Source organism: Streptomyces sp. NPDC090798 (genome assembly GCF_044768965.1).
In the GTDB taxonomy this organism is placed as follows: domain Bacteria; phylum Actinomycetota; class Actinomycetes; order Streptomycetales; family Streptomycetaceae; genus Streptomyces.
The window spans coordinates 47,234-69,745 of the sequence record NZ_JBIVXA010000001.1 but is presented as its reverse complement, the minus strand read 5'-3'; the positions used below and the strand labels follow the sequence as shown (position 1 = coordinate 69,745).

Sequence of the window (22,512 nt, the reverse complement as noted above, 5' to 3'; positions counted from 1 at the left end):
CAGCAACGTCAAGGTCGTTGCGTACGCGATGTCCGGATCAGTGACATTTGCCTGCCGTGCGGACATGTGACTGTGACGTAAAACCCAGAATTCCCCCACACACAAGGCAACTGCCGCCCGATGGGCGGCAGTTGCCTTGTCGACAAAGAGGCATCGAGGTGATGTTGATACCTCGAACTACTTCTCCTGCTGCTTGCGCCAGCGAATTCCGGCCTCGATGAATCCGTCGATCTCCCCGCCGAAAACGGCCTCGGGGTTACCGACTTCGAACTCGGTCCGCAGATCCTTGACCATCTGGTAGGGGTGCAGGACGTACGAACGCATCTGGTTTCCCCAGGAGTTGCCGCCGTCGCCCTTCAGGGCGTTCATCTTGGCCTGCTCCTCCTGGCGGCGCCGCTCGAGCAGCTTGGCCTGGAGCACGTTCATCGCGCTCGCCTTGTTCTGGATCTGCGACCGCTCGTTCTGGCAGGAGACGACGATGCCGGTGGGGAGGTGGGTGAGGCGCACCGCGGAGTCGGTGGTGTTGACGCCCTGGCCGCCGGGGCCGGACGACCGGTACACGTCGACGCGCAGCTCGGACTCGTCGATCTCGATGTGATCGGTCTGCTCGACGACGGGCAGGATCTCGACACCCGCGAAGGACGTCTGGCGGCGCCCCTGGTTGTCGAACGGCGAGATGCGCACGAGGCGGTGGGTGCCCTGCTCCACGGAGAGCGTCCCGTACGCGTACGGGACGTGGACGGCGAAGGTGGTGGACTTGATGCCCGCCTCTTCCGCGTACGAGGTCTCGTAGAGCTCTGTCTTGTACCCGTGGCGCTCGGCCCAGCGCAGGTACATGCGCTGGAGCTTCTCGGCGAAGTCGGAGGCGTCGACGCCGCCGGCCTCGGCACGGATGGTGACGACGGCCTCACGGGAGTCGTACTCCCCGGAGAGCAGCGTCCGGACCTCCATCTCGTCCAGCGCCTTCTTGACGGCGACGAGCTCGGACTCGGCCTCGGCACGGGTGTCCGGGTCGTCCTCCTCCTCGGCCATCTCGAAGAGCACGCTCAGATCGTCGATACGCCCGCGCAGCGCCTCGGCCTTCCTGACCTCCGCCTGGAGGTGGCTCAGCTTGCTGGTGATCTTCTGCGCCTCGTCCGGGTCGTCCCACAGGGACGGCGCGGCCGCCTGCTCCTCGAGCACGGCGACATCTGCCCTCAGCTTGTCGAGGTCCAGGACGGCCTCGATCGACTCCATGGTCGAGGAGAGGGACTTGAGCTCTTCGGATACATCGACGACTGCCACGCCTCCAGCGTAACGGCTGCCGCAAGCGAGGCTTGCCCCTCGTCCGACGGGGGCGGCGCAAGCCCTCCCCGGGGGCTCCGCCCCCGGCCCCCGTCGGCCTGACGACCTCGCCCTCAATCCCCGAACGAACCGAAACGCACGCCCGGGGCCCGTGCCGGTCCCCACCGACCGGGGGGCTCGGGGCGATGCCCCAGCCCTCCAGGGGCGCGGGGAACTGCGCGACCAACCCCCACCGGCCCACAGCCAAACAACCACCAGCCGGGACCCGGGGGCTCGGGGCGAAGCCCCAGCCCTCCAGGGGCGCGGGGAACTGCGCGACCAACCCCCACCGGCCCGCAGCCAAAGACCCAACCAGCCGGGGCCCGGGGCGAAGCCCCGCCCCTCCAGGGGCGCGGGGAACTGCGCGACCAACCCCCACCGGCCCGCAGCCGAGAACCCCCACCCGGGGTCCAGGGGCTAGGGAGACGCCGGGGCCGAGTTCTTCGTGTCGTGCGGCGTCGCCCCCGCATCGTCCCCCGACGTGGCCAGCCACGTACCGACCCCCACCGCGGCGGCAAGAACGACCCCCGCCACCCCCAACGTGATCCGACGTCGCCGCGCCGACGCCCGGTGCCGAGCCGACCCCGGCCGAGGCGCCCCCGCCGCCCGCGGCACCCGAGCCGTCCCGCGCGCCCCACCCGCCAGCTCGTCCGGCCCCGGCACCCGCATCGACGTATGCGTGTCCCGGTTGGAGTCCGGCGCAGCCCCCGGCACCAACGGCACCGCCCCCCGCCGCACCCGCGAAGCCGGCACCGTCGGCTCCGCAGTCTCGCCCCCCTCGGGGGCGTCCTCCGCCGACTCCCCGTCCGGTTCGTCGACGTCCAGCGGCGGCATCCCCGCCAGCAACGGCAGCTGCTCCCGCAACCGCGCCCCCAGCTCGGAGGCCCGCAACCGCGACGCCGGCGCCTTGGCCAGGCACTGCACGAGCAGCTGCCACAGCTCCTCGGGGATACCGGGAAGCGGTACGACCGTCTCCGTCACGTGCCGCCGCAGCACCGCCCCGGGATGCCCGCCCCCGAAGGGCGTGAACCCGGCAAGGAGCTCGTACAGCACCGTCGCCAGCGCGTAGATGTCGACGGCGGCCCGCGGCGGCAGCCCTTCGATGATCTCGGGCGCGAGATAGTCCGGCGTCCCGATGATCTTCGTGGCCCGCGTCCGCCGCGGCGAGTCGATGAGTTTGGCCACACCGAAGTCCGTGAGCAGCGCGGGGTGCGAGCCCCCCGGGCCCAGCGGACCCTGCATGTCCAGCAGCACGTTCTCCGGCTTCACGTCCCGGTGCACGACCCCGGCCGCGTGCGCCGCCGCCAGCCCGTCCGCGACGTCGGCCACGATCGCGACCGCGGCCTCGGGCGCCAGCCGCCGTTCCCGGTCGAGCCGGGTACGCAGATCCGTGCCCCGTACGAGGTCCATGACGAGCGCGAGGTCATTGCCGTCGACGACGAGGTCCCGTACCGCCACGACATGCGGGTGATCGAGCCCGAGCAGAGCCGTGCGCTCCTGTACGAAGCGGCCCACCAGCTCCTGGTCGGACGCGAGGTCCTCGCGCAGCAGCTTGATGGCGACGGGCCCCTCAGGTCCCTCGCCGAGCCACACCGTGCCGGCGCTGCCCCGCCCCAGAATCTGGTGGGCGGTGTACCGGCTCCCGATCTTCCGTGCCAAGACTGCTCCTACTGACGCGTGTTGCCGCTAAAAGTACGCGTCCGAAGAGCCAACCTTCACTCCAGAGACGGAAATCACCCGTCAGGTGTCGACAAATCCCCAGAGTCGCGAGGGAACCGCGAGGGATTCGCCAGGAATCAAAAGGGAATCAGCGGGAGCTAATTACCGGAACCGCCGCCGAGATCCCCGATCCACTTGGTCGCCGTGTGGAACCCGTCCTTCAGCAGACCCCAGTAACCCTTGGTGGTCCCGATCCAATGCTGGAGCGGGCTGAACTCCCAGACCAGCCATCCGGCGACGAACAGGATGACGATCGTGAACAGGCAGCCCTTGAGGCAGCCGAGTCCCGGGATCTTCATCGGGTTGGCGCTGCGCTGCCGCGGCTCGCGCGACTGCCGGGGCGCCGGCGCCTCGGGCTGCTGCGGCGCGTACCGCTGAGGCTGCGGCTGCTGAGGCGCGGGGGCGTACCCCTGCTGCTGCCGCTGACGGCGCTGCGGCTGCTGCTGGGGCTGGTGCTGAGGCGCGTACTGCTGCGGCTGTTGCTGCTGCGGATACCCGTATCCGGGCGGCGGCTGCTGTCCCTGCGGCGGGCGCTGCTGTTGCTGGGGCCGCGCGACCTGCCGCTGCGGACGGCGGCGCAGCGGGTCCTGGTCGGGGTCGAGGTACTGGACCTGGGTCTGTTCGTTGCGGTCCCGGGCCGCGCGCAGCTGGTTCTGCCAGGGGTGCGGGTCCTCGCCCTGCCCCGGCTGTCCAGGCTGTCCCGGCTGGTTCTGGGGCACCGGCGGCATGACCGCGGTCGGGTCGGCCGCGCCGCGGTGCGGCAGTACGGCGGTGGGGTCGGCGGCGCCGGGCACGCCGGGGGCGCCGGTGTGCGGCAGGACGCTGGTCGCGCCGTTCGGGTCGTAGGCCCCCGGGGCGTTGTGCCGCAGCACCTGCGTGGGGTCGGCCGCACCGGGCACACCCGGCACCGCGGCCGGCGCCGGGTCGGGGGCGAGGAGCGCGCCCACGCCCTCCGCGGCGGCGATCTGCGCGGAGTTGGCGTGCACACCGATGCCCTGGGCGACGGTGCGCAGCCCGCGGGCCAGGTTCTCGGCGCTGGGCCGCTCGTCCGGGTTCTTGCGCAGACAGCGCTCTATGACGGTCCACAGGGGGTCCGGGACCGTGGAGGGGCGGCGCGGCTCGGCGCTCAGGTGCTGGTGCAGCACTTCGAGGGCGGACTCGCCGGCGAACGGGGGACGCCCGGTGACCAGCTCGTACAGCAGGATCCCCGCGCCGTAGATGTCGACGGCGGACGTCTGCGGGCGCCCCTCGGCGGACTCCGGCGCGACGTACGCGGGCGTGCCGACGAACTCGTGGGTCCGGGTGAGGCCCGGGGAGTCGGCGAGCCGGGCGATGCCGAAGTCGGTGAGCATCGGGTGCATCTGGCCGCCGTCCTGCTTGAGCAGGACGTTCGCGGGCTTCAGGTCGCGGTGCACGACGCCGTCGGCGTGGCTGGCGGCGAGCGCGTCGGCGACCTGGGCGGTGAGGAGGGCCGCGGCGACGGGCGAGAACGGGCCGTTCTCGCGCAGGTAGCGGTGGAGGTCCGGGCCGTCGACCAGATCCATGACCAGGGCGAGCAGGTCGCCCTCGACGACGAGGTCCCGTACCCGCACGATGTTCGGGTGGGTCAGGCGCAGCAGGACGGAGCGCTCCCGGAGGAACCGCATCACGATGTCCGCGTCGTTGGCGAGCTCTTCCTTGAGGACCTTGATCGCCACGGTCTCGCCGGGCTGGCCGGCGACGGCCGCCTCGGCGCCCGCGGTCTCCCGCTGGCGGGCACGCCAGACGGTGCCTGTGGCGCCGCGCCCAAGCGGCTCCTCAAGGAGGTACTTGCTCCCTACCGGCCGCACGTCATGCGCTCCCTGTTGCTTGCTTGCCTGGTCCGTCCGCCGTCGTCAACCTGCTGCGGCGGTTTCCGCTCCACTGTAGTGCCGGGACACCTGGCACTGGACTGTCGTCTTCCTGTGGTTCTCACTGCTTCCCATATGCGCCTGTGCTTCGCATAAGCGCTTACGTACGCGTTCCCGCGCATGTTCGATGGAAAGACGCTCGTATTCGGCGGTTGGTTGCCGGACGGCGCCCGCGGGGGCGACGTGACCGATCTCAAGCGGGCACCGGTCGGGCACTGGTCAGGCACTTTTACGGGCAGAGCCGACCAATCAAGATCACTTGCCGGTGGGTGGCGGGCGTGTTGTCAGTGACAGGTGCGAGGATGCCTTCAGTACTGGCCGACGTGCCCGTGTGCGGTGGGGGAAATCTGCGGTGGGGGACCGCGGCGCAGCCTCGCCCTCCTCGCGGGTGCCTGCGCGGAAGGGACCGCTGGCGGCGATGCAGATCCGGCTGACCGTCGTAGACCCGCTGGGCTCGCCCTCGGAGCCGCGGGGGCGAGCCGCGGCCTGCGATGTGCTGGTCACCGCTCCCGCCGGGACGGCGCTGGCAGCGGTGGCGGCGGGTCTGGCCTCGGCGGTCGGCGGTGAGGGCGCAGGCCAGCACGACCGTGGCCGAGAGCTCGGCGGAGGTCCCGTCGTGCTGTACGCGGGCGCCGAGCGCCTCGACGGCCAGCGCTGCACGCTGGGCGAGCCGCCCCTGACGGACGGCGCCGTGCTGTCCCTGGGCTCCCCCGCCGAACCCGGTCCTGACGTGGACGGGGTCGCGGCCCAGCTCCATGTCGTCGCGGGTCCCGACGCGGGCGGCGTCCATCTGCTGCACGGCGGCCGGATCGACATCGGCCGCTCCGCCGACGCGGACGTCCCGCTGGACGACCCCGACGTCTCCCGCCTGCACTGCGCGGTCACGGTCACGCCCGAGGGCCGTGTCTCGGTCGCCGACCTGGGCTCCACGAACGGCACGACGCTGGACGGCGCCTCCGTCGGCACCCGCCCGGTCCGCTTCGGGCAGGGCGCGCTGCTGCGCGTCGGCGAGTCCGCCCTGCGACTGGCTCCTCCCGGTGGCGCGGATCCGGTGGGCACGACGCCGGACGGGGAGGGCCACGTCAGGGTCACCACCCTCACCGGCACGGCCACCCGCCCGAAGCCGCCCACCGGCCCCGGCCCCTCGTCGTCCTCCGCCGCTCCCGCCGGTCCTTCCGCTCCTGTCGTGCCCCACGCGCGTGTGGGGTCCAGTGCCGGCGCGCTGCCCGTGCCGCCCGTCGGTGACACACATCACGGCTTCGGATCGGCGGAGTGGGGTGCGGCGGGTGGTGTCCCCGGAGCGCAGGAGCACGGCCCGGTCGTGCCCGAGCAGGGCCGGGCGCCCCGCATCGAGAGCGGGCCCGCGCGGCCGTCCGGCCCCGGCACGTCGGCGGGCGAAGCCACGCCCCGAGCCGCGGCCGGCCCCGAGCCGGACACCCGCAAAGGCACGCCCACGCGGGGCACCGACGTGCCGCCGGGGGTGCGCAGGCGGGGCGGGTTCGGCGCGTGGGCGCGTCGGCTGGCCGGCGGCCGGGGTGAGCTGTCGGGCACCGGACCGGGGGATCCGTACGACACGGACGGGGACGACGGGGCGGCGGCGTTCCTGACGGCCTCCCTGACCACGCAGGCCCCGGAGAGCTGGCCCGATCCCGCGACGCTGCTGCTCACCGCGCTGGGTCCGGGGCCGCGGCTGTGGGAGCGCGGCCCGGGCCACCCGGAGACGCTGGCGGTGCGGCTGGGCACGGCGGACCGGGCGGCGGCCGACGGTTCGGGGCTGGTGCCTGCGGTGCCGGTGACCGCGGGCCTGCGGGAGGTCGGCTCGCTGGGCCTGGCGGGGCCGCGGGCACGGCTGGCCGGGCTGGCCCGCTCGGTGGTCGCCCAGCTCGCCGCACTGCACTCCCCCGACGCCCTCGACATCGTCCTGATCAGCGCGGACCGCTCCCGCACGGTGCAGGAGCGCACCGCCGAGTGGTCCTGGCTCGGCTGGCTCCCGCATCTGCGCCCCACCCACGGCCAGGACTGCCGACTCCTCCTCGCCTACGACCGTGAACAGGCGACGGCCCGCACGGACGAGCTCCTGCGCCGCCTGGAGGACCAGCTGACGGACACGGGCGGCACCCGGGGTGCGTACGACAGGGCCGATCGCGTCCCCGTGGACGCGCGGGGCGGCGCACGGCGCCCGTCCTGGGCCCGCGACGAGGACCCGACGGGCGCGGACCGGGACTTCGAGGGGCCGTTCACCGTGCTCGTCGTGGACGGGGACCCCGGGGGCGCCGACGTACGGGAGGCGGTGCTGCGGCTGACGCACGAGGGCTCGCTCGCAGGCATACATGTGGTGTGTCTGGCCGAGACCGTGTCGGCGTCACCCGCGTCCCCGGTGACGGAGACGTACCAGGCGGCCTGCGAGGCGTCACCGGCGTTCCGCGAGTGCGGGGCGGTCGCGCTGCTCAGCGGGGACGTGGCGACGGCGCTGCGGCTGATGCGGGTGGGGTCCGACGGGCCCGTGGGGCACGGCACGGTCGCCGCCGTGGACGCGGTGTCACTGGCCTGGGCGGAGCGTTTCGCGCGCGCCCTCGCCCCCCTCCGTACGGACGGGGCGCACGCCGACCGCCACGCGCGCGTGTCCGCGCCGCTCCCTCAAGCGGCCCGTCTGCTGGACGAGTTGGGACTGGCCCGGGCCACCCCGGCGTCGCTCATGGCCCGTTGGGCGGACGCGGCGGACGACACGGAGGCGCTCGGCGGCCGCGGCCGGGCCGTCCTCGGCGCCGGCCCGCGCGGCCCGGTCGCCGTGGAGCTCCCCACCGAGGGCCCGCACCTGCTGATCGAGGGCCCGCCCGGCAGCGGTCGTACGGAGCTGCTGCGCGCGGTCGCCGCGTCCCTGGCCGCCGCGGAGCGCCCCGACCGGCTCGGGATCGTGCTGATGGACGGCCGGGACAGCACCGGGGGCCACGGCGCGGGCCAAGGAGCGGAGGGGCTGCGGGTCTGCACGGACCTGCCCCATGTCACCACCCACCTCACCGCCAACGACCCCGTACGGATGCGGGAGTTCGCCCAGTCACTCAGTGCTGAGCTGAAGCGGCGGGCCGAGCTCCTGGGCCGGCTCGGCTTCGCGGAGTGGCACACGCGTGGCGAGGTGTCGGGCCGGATGGTCGCCCAGCGCACCCCCAAACCCACCCCAGGAGCGAAGCCCGGCGCCGCCTCTCCCTCCGCCTCCGGCGCCGCGGATCTCGACGCGCCCCCCAGTTCGACGCTGCGGCTGCGCCCGGCGGCTGCCCGCGAACGGACGGATCCGGGCCCACCGTTGGCCCGTCTCGTCGTCATCATCGACGACCTGGACGCACTGCTCTCCCCCGCGCTGGGTTCCCCGGGACGGCCGGCGGCCGGTTCGGTCGTACGGGCTCTGGAGGCCGTCGCCCGCGAGGGTGACCGTCTCGGCGTACACCTTGTGGCGGCCGCCGCGGACGACGGCCGCACGGCGACCACCGAACTGGGCCGCGCCGCCTCACTCCGTATCTCCCTCGACCCGGTGTCCCCCGGCGCGGACGAACCCGCCCCCGGCCGGGGCCGTCTGTCCACACCCGACGGTCGCCTCACCCCCTTCCAGGCCGGCCGGGTCACGGGCCGCATCCCCCGCACGGCCACCCTCCGCCCCACGGTCGTCCCCCTCGAATGGCACCGCATGGGCGACCCCCCGGCCCGCCGCCCCGTCCGCGAACTCGGCAACGGCCCCACAGACCTGGCCCTGCTGGCCAGCGCGCTGGAGCGAGCGGCGAGATCGGTGGCGGCAGTGGAGATGCCGTCGTTGCTGTAGGGCACGCCCTTGGGATCAGGCCTGGTGCTGCGCACATGAACCGACGGCCCCCTCGACGGCACTGTGCACCCCACGCCGCCCGGCTGACCGGCCATCACCCGGCGTTCGAGTCCTCCTTGTGCCACTTCCACCGCCAGAGCGCCTCGGCATGGCGGTCGTACTCGAAGTCAGGGCCGAGCGGCCCCACCCGCTCGATCGCCTCCTCGGTGCGCGGATCGTCGCGGCGGGCCAGGCCGGAGGCCGCCGCCAGGCGTACCCGCAGGTCGGCGTCGTCGAGCAACGCCGCCAAGGCGTCCGCGACGGCTGCCGTGCGGTCCCGGGACGCGGCCAGTACGCCCGCGGCGTCGGCCCGGAATCCGGCGTCCGGTCCCTGGACCAGGGCGAACAGCGCCTGGGCGATCTCCGGGGCGAGGTCGCCCCACTGGGCGACCACCTCGCACGCGCTGACGCACACGTCGGGGTCGGGATCCCGCGCGAGGGTGAGCAGCGCGGTCCTGACCGCGGGCGGGTGCGGGGCGTCCTGCCCGCAGAGGATGTCGGACGCCCGGCGGCGTACGCGAGGGTGCGGATGGCCGGCGTGGCGGAGCGCGATGGCCTCCTGGCCGGGGTGGTCGTGGTGGCTGAAGACGTAGAGCACCCGCGCGAGCACCTCGCCGTCCGTTTCCTCGGTCGCCCAGGCGGCCAGGATCGGCCCCGCCTTCTTCGCGTAGTAGTCCGAGCCACTGCCACTGGAGAACAGCGTCCTGCCCGCCAGGTAGTCGGCCGCGAACGAGCGGTGGGCCGGATCGGGGTGGTGGCGATGGGCCAGCACGGCCGCCCAGGCCTCGGGGCTGTGGCGTCCGCAGAGGACGTGACGGCCCGTCGACCAGCCCACATGGTTCTCGTCGGGCCGCCGCACGGCGCGGTCGATCAGTTCGTCGACGGGCGGCAGGATGCGGAAGGCCCACTCCAGCGAGGTCAGGACGGCGCCGTGCCCGGCTCGTACGACGAGTCCGCCCAGAGAGACCTGCTCGACCCAGTTGTACTCGTCGTCCTGGACCCGCACGATCCCGGCGGGGCCCGGCGCGCCGCTCCTGCGCCGCAGTTCCTCGACCGCGCCCGTCTCGTGCCAGCCCCGGGCCAGGGCGAGCAGCCCTGCCCGGGCGGCCTCGGAAAGGCGCTTCAGGGGATCCTCACCGAGCAACGCCGAGACGACCGCGGGAGAGCCGCCGTCGACGGCGCGCCTCAGGGGCGTGTCCCCTTCCGGCAGCAGCCGATCGGGGTCGGCGCCGGACGTCACCAACGCCTCGGCGACCGGCGCGTCGTACGCCGCCGCGGCCACGCACAGCACCGGCAGCCCGTGGGCGTCCACCGCCTCGGGATCCGCGCCCTGTTCCAGCAGGGCGCGCACCGCCTCGGCATCCCCCGCCCGGACCGCCGACACGAGCCGGCCGTCGAGCCCACCCTCGCCCAAATTCCCGTCCCCCTTCTCCCCATGGCCCACCGGCCGCCGTCCCCTCGCCCCGCCCGCCGCCGCACAGAGTCTGCACCGCGTTCGCACAGCCGCCCACGTCACGACCCAATCACGATCACCCACTTGACAGCGCAGGCGCTCTTGCCGCCCTCGATGCCCCGGGCGTAGACCAGAGCGCACGGGACAGCGCCGGACGTTCGACGAGGAACGAGAACGGGGCAGTGATGCACAGAGGTCTTCGTACACACAGGTCGCCCAATCACTCGACGCACAGGTCATCCAGAGCCGCTCAGAACCGCAGGTCACCCAGGGCCGCACAGGCCGCCGCAGCCGCCGTCGTCGTCGCGCTCGCCCTCACCGCGTGTGGCGGTGGCAGCAAGGACAAGAACGACAACGGCGGTACGAGCAGCGCCAGTAGTGGCGGCGGCACCGTCACCCTCCCCAAGCTCAACGGCGAGAGCCTCGAAGTCTCCGCCGTCTGGACCGGCGAGGAGCAGAAGAACTTCAAGAAGGTCCTAGCGGAGTTCGAGAAGCGCACCGGCGCGAAGGTGACCTTCGTGGCGGCCCAGGACCCGATCATCAACTTCCTCGGTTCGAAGATCGCGGGCGGCCAGCCGCCGGACGTCGCGCTGCTCCCGCAGCCCGGCGCCATCAAACAGGCCGTCGACAAGAAGTGGGCCAAACCCCTCGGCCCCGAGGCCCTGGCCGAGCTCGCCAAGAACTACTCGCAGGGCTGGCAGGACATCGGCAAGGTGGGCGGCAAGCAGTACGGCGTGTACTACAAGGCGGCCAACAAGTCGCTGATCTGGTACAACGCCAAGGTCTTCGAGAACGCGGGCGCGAAGGAGCCCCAGACCTGGCAGGACCTGCTGACCACCGCGCAGACGGTCTACGACTCCGGTGTCACCCCGTTCTCCGTCGGCGGCGCCGACGGCTGGACCCTCACCGACTGGTTCGAGAACGTGTATCTCTCCCAGGCGGGCCCGGAGAAGTACGACCAGCTGAGCCAGCACAAGATCAAGTGGACGGATCCGTCCGTCAAGCAGGCCCTCACCACCCTCGCCGGGATCTGGGGCAAGAAGAACTACGTCGCGGGCGGCGCGAACGGCGCCCTGCAGACGGAGTTCCCGGCCTCGGTCACCCAGACCTTCACCGGCGGGGACCAGCCCAAGGCGGGCATGGTCTTCGAGGGCGACTTCGCGCAGGTCAACATCGGCGAGACCAAGGCCAAGGTGGGCACGGACGCGAAGGTGTTCCCGTTCCCGGCCGTGGGCAGCGCGGCGCCCGTGGTCTCCGGCGGCGACGCGGCCGTCATCCTGAAGGACTCCAAGGCGGCGCAGGCCCTGGCCACCTTCTTGGCCTCCCCGGACGCGGCGACGATCCAGGCCAAGCTCGGCGGCTACCTCTCCCCCAACAAGAACGTGCCGAACTCGGCGTACCCGAACGCGGTGCAGCAGAAGATCGCCAAGTCCCTGATCGCGTCGGGCGACGACTTCCGCTTCGACATGTCCGACCAGGCCCCGCAGGCCTTCGGCGGCACGCCCGGCAAGGGTGAGTGGAAGGACCTCCAGGACTTCCTGAAGAACCCGACCGACGTCGCGGGCACCCAGGCGACGCTGGAGAAGGACGCGGCGGCGGCGTACGGCAGCGGAAGCTGATCCGGCGATGACGTCGGCAACGGCCGGAGGAACCCCACCGGTTCCTCCGGCCCGTACGCGCAAGAGCGTGACCGGCACCCGCAGGGCCGTGGCGGTGCTGTTCCTGCTGCCCTGTCTCGTGCTGCTCGGCGCGCTCGTGGTCTACCCGATCGGGTACTCGCTGATCCGCAGCTTCCTCAACCAGTCCGGCGACGGTTTCGCCGGGGTCGACAACTACAAGGCGCTGTTCACCGACGACGGCATCCGCACCGCCCTCAAGAACAACGTCATCTGGGTCGTGTTCGCGCCCACCGTCGCGACCGCGCTCGGTCTCGTGTTCGCGGTCCTCACCGAACGGGTCCGCTGGGGCACGGCGTTCAAGCTGGTGGTCTTCATGCCGATGGCGATCTCGATGCTCGCCGCGGGGATCATCTTCCGGCTGGTGTACGACCAGGACCCGCACAAGGGGGTCGCGAACGCAGTCTGGGTGGGGGTGCACGACACCTTCGCCGAGTCGTCGGCGTTCCCGAACGCCCACCCGGGACGGCAGTCGCCGCTCCGTCCGGAGAAGGGCGGGTTCCTCACCCAACAGGCCGTGCACGCCGGGCAGTCCGTCACCCTTCCCCTCGTCGGAGTCGCCCCCGACAAGATGCCGGGCGGCGCGAAGAAGGCCGTACAGGCACCGTCCGAGCCCGGCAAGGTCACCGGCACCGCCTGGCAGGACTTCACCCGGGGCAAGGGCGTCGGCAGGCTCGGCCAGGTCGACCCGGGCGAACTCGGCTACGTGGGCATGAAGATCGAGGCGGTGAAGGACGGCAAGGTCGTCGATTCGGCGAAGGTGCGGGGCGACGGCACCTTCACCCTCTCCGACAAGGCCGACGGGGCTCAACTCCGGCTCCCGGCGAGCAACTTCCGCGAGCCCTACAACGGCGTCGACTGGCTCGGCCCGTCGCTCGTCACCCCGGCCGTGATCGGAGCGTACGTCTGGATGTGGGCCGGCTTCGCCATGGTGCTCATCGCGGCGGGGCTCGCGGGCGTGCCGCGTGAACTCCTCGAAGCGGCGCGGGTGGACGGGGCGAACGAGTGGCAGGTGCTGCGAAGAGTCACCGTGCCGCTGCTCGCGCCCGTCCTCGCCGTCGTCCTGGTCACGCTGATGATCAACGTGCTGAAGGTCTTCGACCTGGTCTTCATCATCCCGCCGGGCTCGTCCCAGGACGACGCGAACGTGCTGGCCCTGGAGCTGTACCGGAAGGGCTTCTCCGAGGACCAGCCGGGGATCGCGAGCGCGATCGCCGTGTTCCTGCTGCTGCTCGTGATCCCGGTGGTGTGGTTCAACGTGCGTCGTCTGCGGCGGGAGGTACGGCGATGACCACCCAGGCCGGCGGTCTCACGAAGACCGCGCCCGTCACCGGCGTCAAGGCCGGGCAGTCGCTCGGCTCCCGGCTCGCGAGCGGTGTCAGCGGCGGGATCGTCCGGGTCTTCCTCCTCCTCGTCGGCCTGTTCTGGCTGGTGCCGACGATCGGGCTGCTGCTGTCCTCGCTGCGCACACCGCAGGACATGAGCGCGTCCGGCTGGTGGAAGGTCTTCAGCCAGCCCTCCCAGCTCACCGTGGACAGTTACCAGAAGCTCCTGGAGAACGGTGACATCACCAGTTCGCTGGGGAACACGGTGCTGATCACCGTCCCGGCGACCGTCCTCGTCGTCGTCATCGGCGCGCTCGCGGGCTATGCCTTCGCCTGGATGGAGTTCCCGGGCCGCGACTGGTGGTTCCTGGCGGTGGTCGGTCTGCTGGTCGTCCCCGTGCAGGTGGCGCTGATCCCGATCGCCGAACTCTTCGGCAGGATCGGCATCTTCGGCACGATCTTCGGGGTGATCCTCTTCCACGTGGGCTTCGGTCTGCCCTTCGCGGTGTTCCTGCTGCGGAACTTCTTCGCGGAGATCCCCCGGGAGCTGCTGGAGGCGGCCCGGCTCGACGGCGCGGGTGAACTGCGCCTGTTCCTGCGGGTCGTGATGCCGCTCGGCGGTCCCGCGATCGCCTCCCTCGGCATCTTCCAGTTCCTGTGGGTGTGGAACGACATGCTGGTCGCGCTGGTGTTCTCCGACTCGGGCAGCCAGCCGATCACGGTCGCACTCCAGACCCAGGTACGCCAGTTCGGCAACAACATCGACGTGCTGGCGCCCGGCGCCTTCATCTCGATGATCATCCCACTGGCAGTGTTCTTCGCGTTCCAACGTCAGTTCGTGTCCGGGGTGATGGCAGGCGCGGTGAAGTAGCCGGACAAATAACCATATCAGGGGCGAGCCGGACACCGGTTCGCCCCTCGGCGTTCACCCGGAATCCCCCGTATGCCACGTCTGGCGTAACCAAGTCACCCCTTCGGCCGTTGCCGGGCAGTATGCCCGCGCCGACCCATGGATGTCCCTTGCCCAGGTTCAGTGTCATCGTCCCCGCGTACAAGGTTCAGGCGTACCTGCACGAATGCCTCGAATCCGTTCTGGAGCAGTCCTGTCCGGACCTCGAACTGATCGCCGTCGACGACTGCTCGCCCGACGCCTGCGGCGCGATCATCGACGAGTTCGCCGCCCGCGACTCCCGGGTCCGCCCCGTCCGCCTGCCGGGGAACGTGGGCCTCGGCCGCGCCCGCAACGCGGGCCTCGAACACGCCACCGGCGACTACCTGGTCTTCCTGGACGGCGACGACACCCTCACCCCGGGCTCCCTGCGCGCAATCGCCGACCGGCTGAAGGAGACCGCCGAACCGGACGTCCTGGTCTACGACTACGCGCGCACCTACTGGAACGGGGACATCGTCCGCAACCACTTCGCGGAGCAGCTCAGCGAGCGAGGCCCCGCGCCCTTCCGGCTCGACGACCGGCCGGGGCTGCTCAGAGTCCTGATGGTGGTGTGGAACAAGGCGTACCGAAGGGAGTTCGTCGAGCGCGAGGGCCTCTCCTTCCCGCCCGGCTACTACGAGGACACCCCCTGGACCTACCCGGCGCTGATCTCCGCCGAGACGATCGCCACCCTCGACCGGGTCTGTGTGCACTACCGCCAGCGCCGCCAGGGCAACATCCTCGGCACCAGCAGCCGCAAGCACTTCGACATCTTCGAGCAGTACGACCGTGTCTTCGCGCACCTCGACGCGCACCCGGAGCTGGCGCGATGGCGTCCGGTCCTGTTCCGCCGCATGGTCGACCACCTCTCCACGGTGTTCACCAAGCGGGGCCGGCTGCCGCGCGGCAGCCGCGCCGAGTTCCTGCGCAAGGCCCGCACCCACTACCGCCGTTACCGCGTCCCGGGCGCCCCCGTCCGCCCCCGCACCCGCCTCCGGCACGCCCTGGTCCGGCTCGGCAACCACCGCACGTACCGCCTGCTCGGCCTGGCCACGAGTACCCACAAGAAGGCCCTGCGCGGCGTCAAGGGACTGCTGCGCAAGGTCCGCGGCGGCGCCCTCCAGTTCCACTACCGCGTCCAGCTGCGCCTGCCGCTGCGCGCCGACCGCGCCGTCTTCTCCAGCTACTGGGGGCGCGGCCATGGCTGCAACCCGGGCGCCCTGGAGTCCGCGTTCCGTGAGTTCGCCCCGCACATCCGTACGGCGTGGATCGCGCACCCCGAGCACCACCACACGATCCCGGCCTCGACGCGCCGTCTGCGGCCCGGAACGACCGCGTACTGGACGGCACTCGCCCGCTCCAAGTACCTCGTCAACAACGTCAACTTCGACCGCCGGCTGGTCAAGCGCCCCGGCCAGATCATGATCCAGACTCAGCACGGCACCCCGCTCAAGTACATGGGCCTCGACCTCCAGGACCGCCCGGCGGCCGCCCGTGACACCGACTTCGCCGAGCTGCTGCGCAGCGCCGACAAGTGGGACTACTGCCTGTCGGGCAACCGCCACTCCACCCTGATCTGGGAGCGCGTCTTCCCCGCCGCGTACACGACGCTGGAGTACGGCCTCCCCCGCAACGACGTGTTCCAGCGGGCGTCCTCGACGGACGTCACCCGGCTGCGCCAGTCCCTCGGCATCCCCGAGGGCACGGTCGCCGTCCTGTACGCGCCGACCTACCGCGACTACCGCCGCACCCAGCGCCTCGCCCTCGACCTGGAGCGCGTCCTGCGCCGGCTCGGCCCCCGGTTCGTCGTCCTGACCCGCGCCCACCACTCGTACGCCGCCGCGCTGAGCACCCGCTCCGGGGCCCGGCTCATCGACGTCTCCGACCACCCGAGCATCGAGAACCTCTGCCTGGCCTCGGACGCGCTGGTCACCGACTACTCCTCCCTGATGTTCGACTATGCGGTCCTGGACCGGCCGATCGTGATCCACGCGGACGACTGGGAGGCGTACCAGGCCTCCCGGGGCACCTACTTCGACCTGCGGGACTTTCCGCCGGGCGCGGTCGCGCGCAGCGAGGACGAGCTGATCGACATCTTCGCGACCGGTCACTGGCGCGGTTCCCGTTCGACGCAGCTGCGGACCGCGTTCCGCGAGCGGTTCTGCCCGTACGAGGACGGGCGCGCCGCCGAGCGGGTCGTACGCCATGTCGTACTGGGCGAGAGCGCCGGGCTGCCGCGGGTCCTGTCGCCCGCGGAGCGCCACCCGGTCCCGTCGGCCGCCGCCGCCCGTCCCCGGACTCCCCTGGCCACGGTGCCCGCGCCCGGCACCCCCGTCCCCGGCACCCCCGTCCCTGTCGCCGAGACCCTCTGAACCGGAGCAGGCATGTCCTCCAGCCCCTCCCGGCCCACCCCGACGAGACCCGTCACCTGGCGCCCCGCCGGGCGGCCCTGGCGCTGACACCCACCGGCACCCCAGCAGTAGCCCGAGAAGCAACCAGAGAAGTAAGCCCAGAGAAGTAAGCAGAGAAAGAGCAGAATGCCCCGCTTCAGCATCCTCGTCCCCACTCATGGAGTCGCCGGGCGACTGGCCCTCGCACTGGACTCGGTCCTCGACCAGTCCTTCGGCGACTTCGAGCTGATCCCGGTCTGCGACGGGCCGGACTCCCCGGCGGGCGAGGTCGCCGCCGGGTACGCCGCGCGGGACTCCCGGGTCGCCCCGGTCCACTCACCGCCCGCGGACGGGCTGAGCGGGGCGCGCAACACCGCGATGGGGGCGGCGAGCGGCACGTATCTGCTCTTCCTCGACGGCGACGACGTCCTGGTGCCGGGCGCGCTGGCCGCCCTGGACCACAAACTCCAGGAGGAGCCCGAGGACGTGGACGTCCTCTACTTCGGGCACGAACGCGTCCACTGGTGGGACGTCGAGACCAGCACACCATCGCTCCCGAAGACCCCGGCGGGGGTGTTCACCCCGGACCGGGCGCCGCTGCTGACCGGGGCGGGCCTTCCCGCATGGAGCGCGGCCTACCGCCGGGCGTTCCTGCGGGAACGCCGCCTCGCCTTCCCCCCGGGGCACTTCACGGATCTCGGCTGGGGCGGCCTGGTGACGGTCGCCGCCGGACAGGTGGCGGTGCTGCGCCAGGTCGTCGTACGGCATCGACTGCGGCGGCAGGGCAGCCGCTTGAACACGCCGGGCGAGCACCAGTTCCAGCTCCTCGACCAGATCGACCTGGTGCTGACCCGGGCGGCCGAGGAGGGGCTGTCCGTGGAGCGGTCGCGGGCACTGTTCGGTGACCTCTTCGCGGCGGTGCTGAAGTCGGCCGCCCATCCGAAGCGGCTTCCGCTGCACCGGCGCCGGGCCTTCTTCCGGCGGGCGGGCCGGCTCTACCGGCGCCACCGGCCTGCCGGGTTCCGGCCGCCGCCGGGCCGGATCGGGTTGCAGTACCGGCTCCTGGCGGCCGGGGCGTACAGCGCGTTCCGCGCGCTGCGCGGCGTCAGCCGGCGGATGACGAGGGCCGGCCGGCAGCTGCCGCGCCCCCGTCGGCTGAGCACCCGCGCGCTGTACGCCGCGCGGCTGCGCCTCCCCCTCGACGAGAACCTCGCCGTGTACTGCGCCTACTGGGGCCGCGGTTACGCCTGCAGTCCGGCCGCGATCCACGCCAAGGCCCTCGAACTCGCCCCCCATCTGCGCTCGGTGTTCCTGGTCGAGGCCGACGTGGCGGACCAGATGCCGGACGGTGTCGACCACGCGGTGATCGGCAGCCCGCGCGCCTGGGAGGTGCTGGCTCGCGCCAAGTACCTGGTCAACAACGCCAATTTCGCGGACGATGTCGTCAAGCGGCCGGGCAGCGTGCACCTCCAGACCCAGCACGGCACGCCGCTGAAGACGATGGGCGTCGACCAGTCGACGTATCCGATCGTGGCCGCCGCGACCGGCAGCTTCGCCAAGCTGCTGGCCCGGATGGACCGCTGGGACTACAACCTCTCCTCCAACCGGCACTCCACCCAGATGTGGGAGCGGGCCTTCCCGGGCACGTACGAGGCCCTGGAGTACGGCTATCCGCGCAACGACGTCTACTACACGGCGACCGCCGAGGACGTGGCCCGCGTCCGCGCCCGGCTGGGCGTCCCCGAGGGCAGGACCGCCCTCCTCTACGCGCCCACGCACCGCGACTACAGCACCGGCTTCGAGTCCCGGCTCGACCTGGAGGCCTTCTGCGAGGAGATCGGCGACGAGTTCGTCGTGCTCCTGCGCGCCCACTACTTCTACGACGAGGGCAGGGGCAGAAGCAGCGGCCGGATCATCGACGTGACCCGGCACCGGTCCTCGGAGGACGTCTGTCTGGCCGCCGACGCGCTGATCACGGACTACTCGTCGATCATGTTCGACTACGCCAACCTCGACCGCCCGATCGTCGTGTACGCGGACGACTGGGAGGTCTACCGGGAGACGCGGGGCGTCTACTTCGACCTGATGGAGACACCGCCGGGCCCGGTGGTGCGCACCCCGGAGGAGCTCGCGGGGGCCTTCCGTGACCGCTCCTACGCCGACGACTCCTCGCGGGCCCTGCGGGCCGCGTTCCGTGAGCGCTTCTGCCAGTTCGACGACGGGCAGGCCGCCGAGCGGGTCGTCCGCAGAGTGCTGCTGGGCCAGCCGCCCGAAGCGATCCCCCCGGTGATCCCCCTCGCCGAGCGCCTTCCGGCCCCCGCCGCCTCCACCCTCGTAAGGAGCTGACGTGCCCCGCTTCAGCGTCATCGTCCCCGTCTTCAAGGTGCAGGGCTTTCTGCGCGAGTGCCTCGACTCCGTCCTGGATCAGTCGTACACCGACATCGAGGTGATCGCGGTCGACGACTGCTCGCCGGACGGCTGCGGCGCGATCCTCGACGAGTACGCGGCCCGCGAACCGCGCCTGCGGGTGCTGCACCTGCCGCGGAACGTGGGCCTCGGCCGCGCCCGCAACGCCGGAATGCCGTACGCGACGGGGGACTTCCTCTTCTTCCTCGACAGCGACGACACCCTCACGCCGGGCGCCCTGCGCGCCATGGCCGACCGCCTCGACGAGACGGCCGACCCCGATGTACTGGTCTTCGACTACGCGCGCACCTACTGGTGGGGCGGTACGCGCCGCAACGTCCTCGCGCAGCTGCTGGCCGGGGGCGGCGACGGCTGCTTCACGGCCGCCGAACACCCGGAGATCCTAGACCTGTTGATGGTCGTGTGGAACAAGGTCTACCGCCGCGCGTTCGTCGAGCGGGAGGGCTTCACCTTCCCGCCCGGCTACTACGAGGACACTCCCTGGACCTTCCCGGTCATGCTCAGCGCGGAGCGGATCGCCACCCTGGACCGGATCTGCCTGAACTACCGGCAGCGCCGCCAGGGCAACATCCTTTCCACCACCAGCCGCAAGCACTTCGACATCCACGACCAGTACGAGCGGGTCTTCGCCTTCGTCGACTCCCGCCCGCAGCTGTCGAGCTGGCGCCCGTTCCTGCACCGCAAGATGGGCGAGCACTGTCTGGACATCCTCGCCAAGCCGGACCGGCTGCCCGCGTCCGACAAGGGCGAGTTCTTCCGGCGTACGGCCGCTCTCTTCCGCAAGCACAAGGGCGGCGGCCCGGTGCCGCGCGAACTGCGCGTCCTTCAGGGCGGTTACGTGGCCTACCTCGCCCGGCGCCAGTCCGGCCGGCTCGGCGCGGAACTCGGGCGGCGCGGGCTCCAGGTGCGCGGGGCGGCGGCCACCCGGGTCAAGAGCGGCTGGTCCGCGGCGTACGAACACCGGCCGCTGGACCCGGACCTCGCGGTGTACTCGGCGTTCTCGCACCGCGGAGTGCTCGGCGACCCGGGCGCGATCTACCACGCGGCGCGCGAACTCGCCCCGCACGTCCGGGGGGTGTGGGTGGTGCGCGAGGACGAGGTGCCGCTGCTGCCGCCCGGCGTCGAGTACGTCCTGCCGGACACCCTCGGCTACCGCCGGGTCACCGCCCGCGCCACCTACCTGATCAACAACGTCAACTGGCCCGGCACCCTGGTCAAGCGCGCGGGCAGCGTCCATGTGCACACCCACCAGGGCACCCCGCTGAAGTACATGGGAGCCGACCTGCGCGACAAGCCCGGCGCCCGGCACGGCTTCGACGTGCCGCAGATGCTGCGCCGCGCCGACCGCTGGGACTACAGCCTGGTCGCCAACCGTCACTCCGAACTGGTCTGGGACCGCGCCTACCCCTGCCACTTCACCTCGCTGCGCACCGGCAGCCCCCGCAACGACGTCCTCGTACGGGCCCGGCCCGAGGACGGTGCGGCGGTCCGCGCCCGCCTCGGCATCCCGGCCGGCCACCGGGTGGTGCTGTACGCGCCGACGCGCCGCGACTACGTCCGCGGCGGGCTCGTCGACCGGATCGACCTCGCCCGGTTCGCCGACGACCTCGGCGAGGGCCACACCCTCCTCGTACGGCTGCACCCTTCGCTCACGGACGGCCCCTCGCGCGGGATGGGCCTGTCCGAGCTGCACCGGCGCGGGGTCGTGCTCGACGCGACCGACGAGCCGCACGTCGAGGACCTGATGCTCGCCTCCGACGTGCTGGTCACGGACTACTCGGCCCTGATGTTCGACTACGCCAACCTGGACCGGCCGATCGTGATCCACGCGGACGACTGGGGCGCGTACGCCGCGAGCCGGGGCGCGTATTTCGACATCACGGCCGACGCGCCGGGCCATGTGGCCGGCTCCTACCGGGAGCTGGCGTGGATGTTCGCGTCCGGGTCCTGGCGGGACGAGGAGTCGGCACGGCTGCGGGCCGGGTTCCGGGCGCGGTTCTGCGCGTTCGACGACGGGCGGGCGGCCGAGCGGGTGGTACGGACGCTGATGCTCGGCGAGCGCGTCGAGCACCCGGCGCCGGTGGCGGTGGTGCCCGCGCAGGCGGGACACGACGTCCTCACGTCGTCGTGAGGACCCTCATGAGCGTCGTCGGTCTGCTCGTGAAGCCGCGCCCGCCCCGGTTCTGGGTGGTCGTCCTGGCCGCCGTCTTCGCCCTGCTCCAGCTCGCGAACGTCACCGGCCGCGACACCCCCGACACCAAGAACTACCTCTCGTACGCCCTGAGTCTGCGCGGCGCGAGCAAGCACGAGGCGGCCGCGGCCACCATCGACTACGCCTGCGCCGGCCGGGCGTCCATCGCGCGCCGCAACCAGAGTGTCAACGTCGTCCACTTCCGTGAGCCGAGCCCCGCCGGGCAGGTCGCCGAGGAGTGCCGGCGCGACCAGTGGGGGTGGGTTTCGAAGCGGCTGAGCGCCGGGCAGACTGCGGGCCACACCGTGCCGTTCATGCCGCCGCGCTTCATGCGGATCTTCGAGGCGCGCCCCGGCTACCCGGTCTTCCTGGTCCCCTTCATCACCGTTCTCGGCGTGAAGTGGGGCCTGTGGACGTCGAGTGTGCTCATCACGGTCACCGGGGGCGTACTCGCCTTCCTGGTGCTGCGCACCCTGCGCGCCCCCACCGTCGCGGCCCTGACCGGAGAGGCCCTCTTCTACGTCCTGCCGTGCGGAACGACCGCCATGCGGCCCATGACCGAGGGCCTGCTGCTGACCCTGACGCTGGCCGCGCTGTGGGGCTGCGCACTCGCTCTGGAGGGCCGGACGCGGGCGGCGACCGCGCTGGTCGGCGGGTCCCTGGCCGCACTCTTCGCCGTCAAGCACTCGCAGGCCCTGTTCCTCGGGCTGTGCCTGGCGGGCGCCTGCGCGGTGCTCGGCATCCGGCGCGGAGGGGCCCGGCAGCCGCTGCGCAGGCTCGCGCGGCCGCTGCGGGAGGTGGGGGTGGTGGCGGCCTGCGGGGTCGCCGTCACCCTGCTCGCGGCGAAGGTGCTGGGCTACCCGTCCGAGTCGGAGTCCCTCCAGGACCTGCTCACGGCCCACTTCTCCCGGCCCGACCGCAGCCGCCCGTGGCCGGAGTTCCTGGACCTGGAGGTCAACTTCTGGGTGGAGTGGCTGCGCCGCGAGCTCCGGGAGCCGTTCTTCCTGACGGCCCTGCTGGCCGGGGCCTGGGGCGCGCTGCGGCAGCGTCCGGCCTTCGGGGTGTTCCTGGTCGCGGGCGCGCTCACCGGCGTCCTCAACCAGGCCGGGCACCCCGACATCAACATCTACGGCGCCCGGCTGATCGTGCTGGCGTGGGTGCTGCCGGTGGTGGGACTTCCGCTGCTGCTGGAACAGGTCGTACGGCCGCGGGTGCGGGGTCTCGACACGGTGCCGGGCCCTCTTCGGACGGACGCGGGGCTGAAGACCGGAGCGAACTCCGGTACGGGCGCCGGGCTGGACGCCGGAGTCGCTCGATGAGGTGAAGTTCGGCAAAGCC

General features: G+C 72.2%; 12 protein-coding genes. 8 read left to right on the top strand and 4 right to left on the bottom strand.

Translation table 11 applies throughout. The features are described 5' to 3' along the window. Positions 1 to 177 precede the first annotated feature (177 nt). From prfB to ACIQTP_RS00230, 3 genes are all read right to left on the bottom strand, one after another. Positions 178 to 1,284 carry a peptide chain release factor 2 gene (gene prfB, locus ACIQTP_RS00240; RefSeq protein ID WP_054229629.1) on the bottom strand — a complete coding sequence of 369 codons (1,107 nt, stop codon included), beginning with the start codon at positions 1,282 to 1,284 and terminating at the stop codon, positions 178 to 180. A 456-nt stretch (positions 1,285 to 1,740) separates the two neighbouring features. Further along, positions 1,741 to 2,982: a serine/threonine-protein kinase gene (locus ACIQTP_RS00235; RefSeq protein WP_402040844.1), complete on the bottom strand. Its 1,242-nt coding sequence runs from the start codon at positions 2,980 to 2,982 to the stop codon at positions 1,741 to 1,743. Positions 2,983 to 3,140: 158 nt separating this feature from the next. After that, entirely contained in the window at positions 3,141 to 4,871 is a 1,731-nt protein-coding gene (locus ACIQTP_RS00230) for a serine/threonine-protein kinase (protein ID WP_403394822.1), read from the bottom strand. Positions 4,872 to 5,349: 478 nt separating this feature from the next. Between ACIQTP_RS00230 and ACIQTP_RS00225 the strand changes: the two genes are divergently transcribed. After that, entirely contained in the window at positions 5,350 to 8,742 is a 3,393-nt protein-coding gene (locus tag ACIQTP_RS00225) for an FHA domain-containing protein (RefSeq protein ID WP_403396032.1), read from the top strand. 94 nt (positions 8,743 to 8,836) lie between these two features. On the opposite strand, the gene ACIQTP_RS00220 is transcribed toward ACIQTP_RS00225, so the two are convergent. Further along, on the bottom strand, positions 8,837 to 10,195 hold the full coding sequence (locus ACIQTP_RS00220; protein ID WP_403394820.1) for a HEAT repeat domain-containing protein: 1,359 nt from the start codon (positions 10,193 to 10,195) through the stop codon (positions 8,837 to 8,839). A gap of 224 nt (positions 10,196 to 10,419) precedes the next feature. On the opposite strand from ACIQTP_RS00220, the gene ACIQTP_RS00215 reads away from it, so the two are divergent. From ACIQTP_RS00215 to ACIQTP_RS00185, 7 genes are all read left to right on the top strand, one after another. Further along, positions 10,420 to 11,853, top strand: a complete 1,434-nt coding sequence (locus ACIQTP_RS00215; protein WP_403394818.1) for an ABC transporter substrate-binding protein — start codon at positions 10,420 to 10,422, stop codon at positions 11,851 to 11,853. A 7-nt stretch (positions 11,854 to 11,860) separates the two neighbouring features. Then, a complete protein-coding gene (locus ACIQTP_RS00210) occupies positions 11,861 to 13,201 on the top strand; it encodes a carbohydrate ABC transporter permease (RefSeq protein ID WP_403394817.1) in 1,341 nt (446 codons plus the stop codon). After that, on the top strand, positions 13,198 to 14,106 hold the full coding sequence (locus tag ACIQTP_RS00205) for a carbohydrate ABC transporter permease (RefSeq protein ID WP_403394815.1): 909 nt from the start codon (positions 13,198 to 13,200) through the stop codon (positions 14,104 to 14,106). Before ACIQTP_RS00210 ends, ACIQTP_RS00205 begins: the two co-directional genes overlap by 4 nt. Positions 14,107 to 14,255: 149 nt before the next feature. Continuing rightward, complete coding sequence (locus ACIQTP_RS00200; protein WP_403394813.1) at positions 14,256 to 16,538, top strand: CDP-glycerol glycerophosphotransferase family protein; 2,283 nt, start codon at positions 14,256 to 14,258, stop codon at positions 16,536 to 16,538. A gap of 165 nt (positions 16,539 to 16,703) precedes the next feature. Beyond that, positions 16,704 to 18,902, top strand: coding sequence for a CDP-glycerol glycerophosphotransferase family protein (locus ACIQTP_RS00195; RefSeq protein WP_403394811.1), 2,199 nt, complete (start codon positions 16,704 to 16,706; stop codon positions 18,900 to 18,902). Between the two features lies 1 nt (position 18,903). After that, positions 18,904 to 21,114: a CDP-glycerol glycerophosphotransferase family protein gene (locus ACIQTP_RS00190; protein WP_403394809.1), complete on the top strand. Its 2,211-nt coding sequence runs from the start codon at positions 18,904 to 18,906 to the stop codon at positions 21,112 to 21,114. An 8-nt stretch (positions 21,115 to 21,122) separates the two neighbouring features. Continuing rightward, entirely contained in the window at positions 21,123 to 22,493 is a 1,371-nt protein-coding gene (locus ACIQTP_RS00185; protein ID WP_403394807.1) for a hypothetical protein, read from the top strand. Positions 22,494 to 22,512: the final 19 nt, after the last annotated feature.